We start from the raw sequence: 7,613 nt of genomic DNA on the forward strand, positions 1-7,613 counted from the left end.
TACTACACCTCGCCGCCCATCCCATCGCAAGTTCAACTGGTCACATGTCCATCTTGCGGCCCGCCGTGCGCGCGGCTGTCCGCGACCGCAGGCCGGACCTCTACTCTGTACCCGTGACGGCGAACACGCAGGAGAGTTCGGGGGATCGGCGCGTGGCCGCATTCTTCGACCTCGACAAGACCATCATCGCCAAATCGAGCATCCTGGCCTTCAGCAAGCCGTTCTTCGAGCAGGGTCTGATCAACCGTCGCGCCGTGCTCAAGAGCAGTTACGCACAGTTTCTATTCCTCGTCTCCGGCGCGGACCACGACCAGACCGAGCGGATGCGCGTCCACCTGACGAACATGTGCGCCGGCTGGGACGTGGACCAGGTGCGGACGATCGTTGCCGAGACCTTGCACGACATCGTCGACCCCCTCGTCTTCTCGGAGGCGGCCGACCTGATCGCGGACCACAAGGCCCGCGGCCACGACGTGATCGTGGTGTCCGCGTCCGGCGAGGAGGTGGTGACCCCGATCGCGCAGGCACTCGGCGCCGACCACTCCGCCGCCAGCCGGATGGCGGTAAAGGACGGCAGGTTCACCGGCGACCTCGAGTTCTACTGTCACGGTGAGGGCAAGGCCCGGGCGATCCGCGAACTGGCCGCGACCCACGGGTACGACCTCGACCGTTGCTACGCCTACTCCGACTCGTCCACCGACCTGCCGATGCTCGAGGCCGTCGGACACCCGACAGCCGTGAATCCCGATCGCACACTCCGCAAGGAGGCCACCGAAAAGGGTTGGCCCGTACTGACTTTCTCGAACCCGGTGCCGTTGCGGGCACGACTGCCCTCGACGTCGACGACCTCCACGATCGCCGCCACTGCGGTCGGATTCGCTGCCGTCGCGGCGGGCGCGGTGACGTACGGAGTATTGCGCCGCCGGCGCTGACACAGGCAAAAAACTGGTATCGATCCAGGCCCGGATATCCCTTGAAGTGCGCGGAGTCACAGGGTACAAAGGAGTTACGGACGAACGGCAGGCCAGGATCGAATCAGAAGAGAAGGTCCGATTCCCCAGTCGGGAGTCCCAGCACGGACACCAGGCACCCACGCGGAGCGCAAGCCACTATAAGGGCAGAGTCATTGTGGGCCTGCGTAACTCGCGCACACGTTGGCGAGAACCTTGCACAAGTTGCAGAGGCGAACCGACGGTACGTGAGCCTACGCCGAGGCCGGATCACAGACCATTTTGCACGCTTGGTAACCAGGTAGTCCGTGCTAGCGGGCGGCGAAGTCGACAGCAGTCGGCAGCGCCGCCCGTTTCATGCGCCGACAGCATCGACGCCGTAAAGGAATTTCCTCCGCTTTCCGCTGTCCCGCAGGCCGATTCAGGGTGCTGCGGCCTCCGCGATGGAAAGCGCCTCCCGGGCACCGGCTTCGAGCGCGCCACAACACAGGATCACCCATCCCCCGACACCCTCGACCGTCCCTGACGCGAACCCGGTGGCCGCATCCCGGTAGGCCTGCTGCCGACGCAGCCAACTGACCTCGGGCACCCCGAGATTGTGCGGATCGAGTCCGGTCGAGACCGCCACCAGACGCGAGGCCGCCCGGGCCACGACGCCGTCACCGGTACCGAACGGCCGCAACGCCAGCAGCTCACCGTGAACCACGGCCGCCAGCACCGGGGCCGGGGCCTTCGTTCCACCGGTCACCAACTGCGCAAGCAGGTCCAGCCGCTCGCCCACGCCCGGTTCGGTACGCGGACGCCCCAGAGCCGCCTCGTCGTCGACCAGCCCGGCCGCAGCCAGCAGGTGCAGCCGCGCCAACGCCTGCAGCGGTGCGCGCTGCCACGTCGAGACCGTGTTCGCCAGCGCGTCCCCGTCGAGCGCCTGCGCAACCCGCAGGGCCCCGGTCAGCACCGGATCTCCCACCTCACCGGCGCCGGGAAGTTCGGTGCTGCCGCCGTCGATCGACGCCGACGCCCGCGCGGCCCGAACCGACGCCTCGGCCGCCGTGGTCGGCCAGCCACGCCGGTTCGTCTTGTGCCGATGGACCTCGCCGAGCGCGTCGCGGGCCCGGTCGGCGGCCTCACGCACGCCGGGCAGGTCCACCAGGGGCTGAAGTGGGTCGTTCACACCGGTCGACGCTACCTGCTGCCACCTACCGACCTCGCACGCAGGCAATCCCCACTCACTCCGGGCCGTCGGGCGTGCCGATCTCCACGCGACCGTCCGAATGCACCACCAGTCCGGGATTGTGGACAACCTCCCAGCGGTAGCCGTCGGGATCCGCGAAGTAGCCGCTGTACCCGCCCCAGGCCCGGCGGGCCCCGGGAACCAGAACGGCCCCGCCGGCGGCCACGGCACCGGACAGCACCGCGTCGACCTCGTCCGCCCCGTCCACGTTGTGTCCGAGCGTGACGGGGGCACGCCCCTCCGCAGCCACAGGAGGGGCGGTCGGTCCGGATTCTCCTGCCATCGCGTCGATCGACCACAACGCCAGGACCACTCCCCCACCGACCTGGAGGAACAACACCTCGCCCGGCACGTACAGCGTCGGGCGCCAATGCAGGCCGTCGACGTAGAAGGCGTACGCACGGGCGACATCGGCCACGCCGAGCGTGACGACATTCACATGCTGCTGCACGCACCCACTGAACCATCTCGAGGTGCAACCCGCCCTACCTGCGGTGTCCATTCGTCGCGCCCGATCGCCGTCGGTCGCCCCGAAACGACCGGTCACCGCAGGAACAGGGGTTGCAAGCGGATGCAACGATGCGCTCGCCTGCGGCTGTGACTACCCTCACAACTGCGCCGATCGACGCGCCACGACACTGAAATGAGGGTACGGCCGACATGACCAGCACCGCCGACACCAGCGCCGCCGAGCACGGGGCCGAGATCTACCCGCCGAGCCCGGCGTTCGCCGCGGCGGCCAACGCCGGCCCGGAACTGCAGGTCGCCGCGGACGCGGACCGCCTCGGCTTCTGGGATACCCAAGCCAAGCGCCTGGACTGGGCGACGCCGTGGTCGCAGGTCCTCGACTGGTCCGACGCCCCGGTTGCGAAGTGGTTCGTCGGCGGCACCCTGAACGTGGCATACAACTGCGTGGACCGGCACGTCCTCGCCGGCAACGGCGACCGCGTCGCCATCCATTTCGAGGGCGAACCGGGCGACTCGCGGTCGCTGACCTACAACGATCTGCTCGCCGAGGTCTCCAAGGCCGCGAACGCCTTCACCGAGCTGGGGTTGGTGGCCGGGGACCGGGTCGCGATCTACATGCCGATGATCCCCGAGGCGATTGTCACCATGCTCGCCTGCGCGCGCCTCGGGCTCACGCACTCGGTGGTGTTCGCCGGGTTCTCCGCCACCGCGCTGCGCTCACGCATCGACGACGCCGCCGCGAAGCTGGTGGTCACCGTCGACGGGCAGTGGCGCCGCGGTCAGGCCGCCCCGCTCAAGCCGGCCGTCGACGAGGCCGTCGCGGGTGCGGAGTCCGTCGAACATGTCCTGGTGGTCAAGCGCACCGGCATCGACGTCGACACCGTCGCCGGCCGGGACCTGTGGTGGCACGAGACCGTCGAGAAGGCCTCGCCCGAGCACGAGGCGCAGCCGTTCGACGCCGAGCACCCGCTGTTCATCCTCTACACCTCCGGCACCACCGGAAAGCCGAAGGGCATCATCCACACCTCCGGCGGGTATTTGACGCAGGCCTCGTACACGCACCACAACGTCTTCGACCACAAGGCGGGCCAGGACGTGTACTGGTGCACCGCCGACATCGGCTGGGTCACCGGCCACTCCTACATCGTCTACGGACCGCTGTCGAACGGTGTCACGCAGGTCGTGTACGAGGGCACCCCGAACTCCCCGAACGAGCACCGGCACTTCGAGATCATCGAAAAGTACGGCGTCAGCATCTATTACACCGCGCCGACGCTGGTGCGCACGTTCATGAAGTGGGGCCGGGAGATCCCCGACGCCCACGACCTGTCCTCCATCCGGCTGCTCGGCAGTGTGGGTGAGCCGATCAACCCGGAGGCGTGGCGGTGGTTCCGCGACGTCATCGGCGCCGGCACCGCCCCCATCGTCGACACCTGGTGGCAGACCGAGACCGGCGCCATCATGATCTCCCCGCTGCCGGGGATCACCGCCACCAAGCCCGGCTCGGCGATGGCGCCGCTGCCCGGCATCTCGGCGAAGATCGTCGACGACGAGGCCCACGAACTCGGTGCCGGCGGCAACGGGTATCTGGTGCTCGACGAGCCGTGGCCGTCGATGCTGCGCGGCATCTGGGGCGACATGGACCGGTACAAGGACACCTACTGGTCCCGCTACGCCGAGGAGGGCTGGTACTTCGCCGGTGACGGCGCCAAGTACGACGAGGACGGCGCCCTGTGGGTCCTCGGCCGCGTCGACGACGTCATGAACGTCTCCGGGCACCGCATCTCCACCAGTGAAGTCGAATCCGCCCTCGTCGGGCACCACTCGATCGCCGAGGCGGCAGTGGTGGGCGCCGCGGACGAGACCACCGGGCAGGGCATCGTCGCGTTCGTGATCCTCCGCGAGGGCGCGGAGAACACCGGCGAGACCCTGATCGCGGAGTTGCGGGCGCAGGTCTCGACGGAGATCTCCCCGATCGCCAAGCCGCGGCAGATCACCGTCGTCCCGGAACTGCCGAAGACCCGCTCCGGCAAGATCATGCGCCGCCTGTTGCGTGACGTCGCCGAAGGCCGCGACCTCGGCGACACTTCCACCCTCGTCGACCCCAAGGTCTTCGAAGCAATCCGAGGAAAGTAGCGGGCATCGCCCGCGCGGAGAACAGTCCGGCACCCAGTGACGACGAGGCCCCTTCGCCAACAGGCGAGGGGGCCTCGACGTCACCCACCCTCACCCAGGCAGTCCGCCAATTGATGTACTGCCCATGCAATCTCGTCCCGCTCGATCACCAGAGGGGGCGCGAGCCGGATCGTCCCCTCGTGGGCGTCCTTGGCCAGTACCCTGCGGGACAGCAGTCGCTCGCACACGACCCGCGCCGACGGCTGACCCTCCGCGAGATCGACGCCGGCCCACAGTCCGCGCCCCCGGACGTGCGCCACGGCATCTGCGGGCAGCGTCGCCAGCAGAGAGTGCATGTACTCCCCCAGTTCCACACTGCGCCTCTGGAACTCGCCGGTTTCGAGCATCCGCACGACTTCGGTGCCCACCACGCATGCGAGTGGGTTCCCGCCAAAGGTACTGCCATGCTGCCCCGGACCGATGACACCCATCACCTCCCAGTCGGCCACCACCGCCGACACCGGAAGAATCCCACCCCCCAACGCCTTTCCGAGAACGTAGACGTCGGGGACCACCTGCTCGTGGTCGCACGCAAAAGTCTCGCCGGTTCGGCCGAGCCCGCTCTGGATCTCGTCGGCCACCATGAGAATGCCGCGCTCGTCGCACAGCCCGCGGACCGCCGCGAGAAAACCGTCGGGAGGAACCCGAACCCCCGCCTCGCCCTGGATCGGTTCGATCAGCACCGCAACGGTGTTCGCGCTGACGGCCGATGCCAGCGCGTCGATGTCGCCGTACGGGACGGTCCGAAACCCCGGCGGGTACGGGCCGAAACCGTTGTGGGCGTCGGGATCCGTCGAGAAGCCGACGATCGCGATCGTGCGGCCGTGGAAGTTGCCCTCGAAGGTGATGATCTCCGCCCGGTCGGGCGGAACTCCCTTGACGTCGTAGCCCCAGCGGCGTGCGAGTTTGAGCGCGGTCTCGACCGCCTCGGCGCCGGTGTTCATCGGGAGCACGGCATCCTTGCTGCACAGGCCGGCGACGGCTTCACAGAAGTCCGCGAACGCCGCGTGCTGAAAAGCGCGGCTGGTCAGGGTCAGCCGGCCGAGCTGCCGCTCCACCACCCCGACCAGCCGTGGGTGGCGGTGCCCGAAATTCAGCGCCGAGTACCCGGCCAGCAAGTCGAGGTAGTCGACGCCGTCGACACCGCGGGCCCATGCTCCGCTGGCGACCTCGAGCACCACCGGCAGCGGATGGTAGTTGTGCGCACTGTGCGCGTCGGCCCGCGCCAGCTCGGCCGCGGTCCGGGACTGCGACGGAACCTCGTTCACGACTGCGCCCCGGGGCTCCAACCCCGCAGTTCCAGTGTGCAGCATTTGATTCCGCCACCGGACTTGAGGAACTCCGACATGTCCACGGGAACCGGGTTGTATCCACGGGCGCGCAACCGCGACGCCAGAGCCGTCGCCTGCGCGCCGAGCACCACGTTGTGTCCGTCGCTCACCAGGTTCAGCCCCAGGCACCGAGTGTCCGCTTCGGTGGCAATGACAGCGTCCGGGAAGAGTGATCGCAGCAGGGTGACGCTCCGCTCGTCGAACGCGGAGGGAAGATACGCGATCGTACGGTCGTCGAGCACACCCATCGCAGTGTTGAGGTGGTAGTAGCGGGAGTCGACCAACCGGAGCGTCGCGACCCGCTTACCGAGGTGCCACTCGGCCTCGGCATGCGCGCGTTGGTCCGTACGGAATCCGGTGCCTGCGAAGATCATCTCGCCGACGACGAGCAGGTCTCCGCCGCCCTCGTTGATGTAGCGCGGGCGTCGGGGTTTGCGCAGGCCGTTCGACTCGAACCACCGCATCACGTACTCCGCCTCGGGCGCCCGATGCTCACTGCGGTACCGGGCGCCCAGGGCAACACCGTCGACGACCAGACCGCTGTCCGCGACGAAGACCATGTCGGGCAGCCCCGGAACCGGGTCGACCAGGTGCACACCATGTCCGAGATCCCGGTACACCTCGACGAGCGACTCCCACTGACGCTGCGCCAGCGCACGGTCCACCGGGATCGCGGGGTCCATCCAGTCGTTGATCCGGTATGGGACGTCGAAGTAGGTCGGGGGGCACATCAGGTACTCGTGCCGCAACGGCGGAATCTGCGACGTGGTGGTGCCGGACCTCGACGTCATCGTCATCTCGTACCCCCTCAGGGCAACCGGTGACGTCAGTATCCGCGCCCGCCACCGGTCCCGCCACCGGAGACGGCGCTGCACACGCGCTCCATCCGATGCACGCGGGTGTCCGGCATGGAACAGCTGTGTGGATACTCCGTGCACATGGGTTGTGTGGTGCCCGGCACCGTCCACTACCGCGGCCGGCCACGGCTCAGGTCGGCGAATCCGACCGCACACCCCGGATCGATGAGGGGGACATGTGCACACGACTTTTCATCAGTGCACACGACTTTTCATCAGTGCACACGACTTTTCATCAGTGCACACGACCGTTGCGCGTGCATCGGGTGTGTGGACGCGGCATCGGGTGTGCACAGGGGTTTTCGGTGCCGCGGACGGCGTACCGCCGCCGGCATCGCGGCACCGTCTCCCGCCGGGCCGAGCGCACAGGAGTTCGCCGGTTCACACAGGGGTTGGACGCGTAGCGGGTATGTGGACACCGCATCGGGTGTGTGCACCGGGGTTTTGGCGCCGAAGCGGCCAACTGTCGTGTGCACGCGCCCTGTCGTCGGTACACACGGCCTTTATGCGTGCATTCCGTGTGTGCACGCTCCAACAGGTACGTGCACACGGGTTTTCCGCGCCGGGTAGCGGAATTGTCGTGTGCACACGCCCCGTCGTC

Annotated in this window: 6 protein-coding genes; 2 read left to right on the forward strand and 4 right to left on the reverse strand. The window is 68.1% G+C overall.

The genetic code is table 11. The features are described 5' to 3' along the window. The first annotated feature begins 44 nt into the window (after positions 1 to 44). On the forward strand, positions 45 to 932 hold the full coding sequence (locus ACWDU4_RS03475) for an HAD family hydrolase (RefSeq protein WP_450112450.1): 888 nt from the start codon (positions 45 to 47) through the stop codon (positions 930 to 932). Positions 933 to 1,371: 439 nt separating this feature from the next. On the opposite strand, the gene ACWDU4_RS03480 is transcribed toward ACWDU4_RS03475, so the two are convergent. After that, positions 1,372 to 2,121 (reverse strand): oxidoreductase, encoded by a 750-nt coding sequence (locus ACWDU4_RS03480; RefSeq protein WP_450112451.1) that lies wholly within the window; start codon positions 2,119 to 2,121, stop codon positions 1,372 to 1,374. A 55-nt stretch (positions 2,122 to 2,176) separates the two neighbouring features. Continuing rightward, a complete protein-coding gene (locus ACWDU4_RS03485) occupies positions 2,177 to 2,632 on the reverse strand; it encodes a VOC family protein (RefSeq protein ID WP_450112452.1) in 456 nt (151 codons plus the stop codon). Between the two features lie 209 nt (positions 2,633 to 2,841). Between ACWDU4_RS03485 and acs the strand changes: the two genes are divergently transcribed. Further along, positions 2,842 to 4,785 carry an acetate--CoA ligase gene (acs, locus tag ACWDU4_RS03490; RefSeq protein WP_450112453.1) on the forward strand — a complete coding sequence of 648 codons (1,944 nt, stop codon included), beginning with the start codon at positions 2,842 to 2,844 and terminating at the stop codon, positions 4,783 to 4,785. 80 nt (positions 4,786 to 4,865) lie between these two features. On the opposite strand, the gene rocD is transcribed toward acs, so the two are convergent. Together rocD and ddaH are read right to left on the reverse strand one after the other, a co-directional pair. Next, the gene (gene rocD / locus ACWDU4_RS03495; RefSeq protein WP_450112454.1) at positions 4,866 to 6,092 is read right to left on the reverse strand and encodes an ornithine--oxo-acid transaminase; all 1,227 of its coding nucleotides are present in this window, start codon (positions 6,090 to 6,092) and stop codon (positions 4,866 to 4,868) included. After that, positions 6,089 to 6,952 carry a dimethylargininase gene (gene ddaH / locus ACWDU4_RS03500; RefSeq protein ID WP_450112455.1) on the reverse strand — a complete coding sequence of 288 codons (864 nt, stop codon included), beginning with the start codon at positions 6,950 to 6,952 and terminating at the stop codon, positions 6,089 to 6,091. Before ddaH ends, rocD begins: the two co-directional genes overlap by 4 nt. Between the last annotated feature and the right edge of the window lie 661 nt (positions 6,953 to 7,613).

It is taken from the genome of Rhodococcus sp. NPDC003348 (genome assembly GCF_053589375.1).

What these genes read in the sequence shown, in the direction of transcription:
- acs (WP_450112453.1), top strand. Translation starts at nt 2,842, where the DNA reads ATGACCAGCACCGCCGACACCAGCGCCGCCGAGCACGGGGCCGAGATC.
- ACWDU4_RS03475 (WP_450112450.1), top strand. Translation starts at nt 45, where the DNA reads ATGTCCATCTTGCGGCCCGCCGTGCGCGCGGCTGTCCGCGACCGCAGG.
- ddaH (WP_450112455.1), bottom strand. Translation starts at nt 6,952, where the DNA reads ATGACGATGACGTCGAGGTCCGGCACCACCACGTCGCAGATTCCGCCG.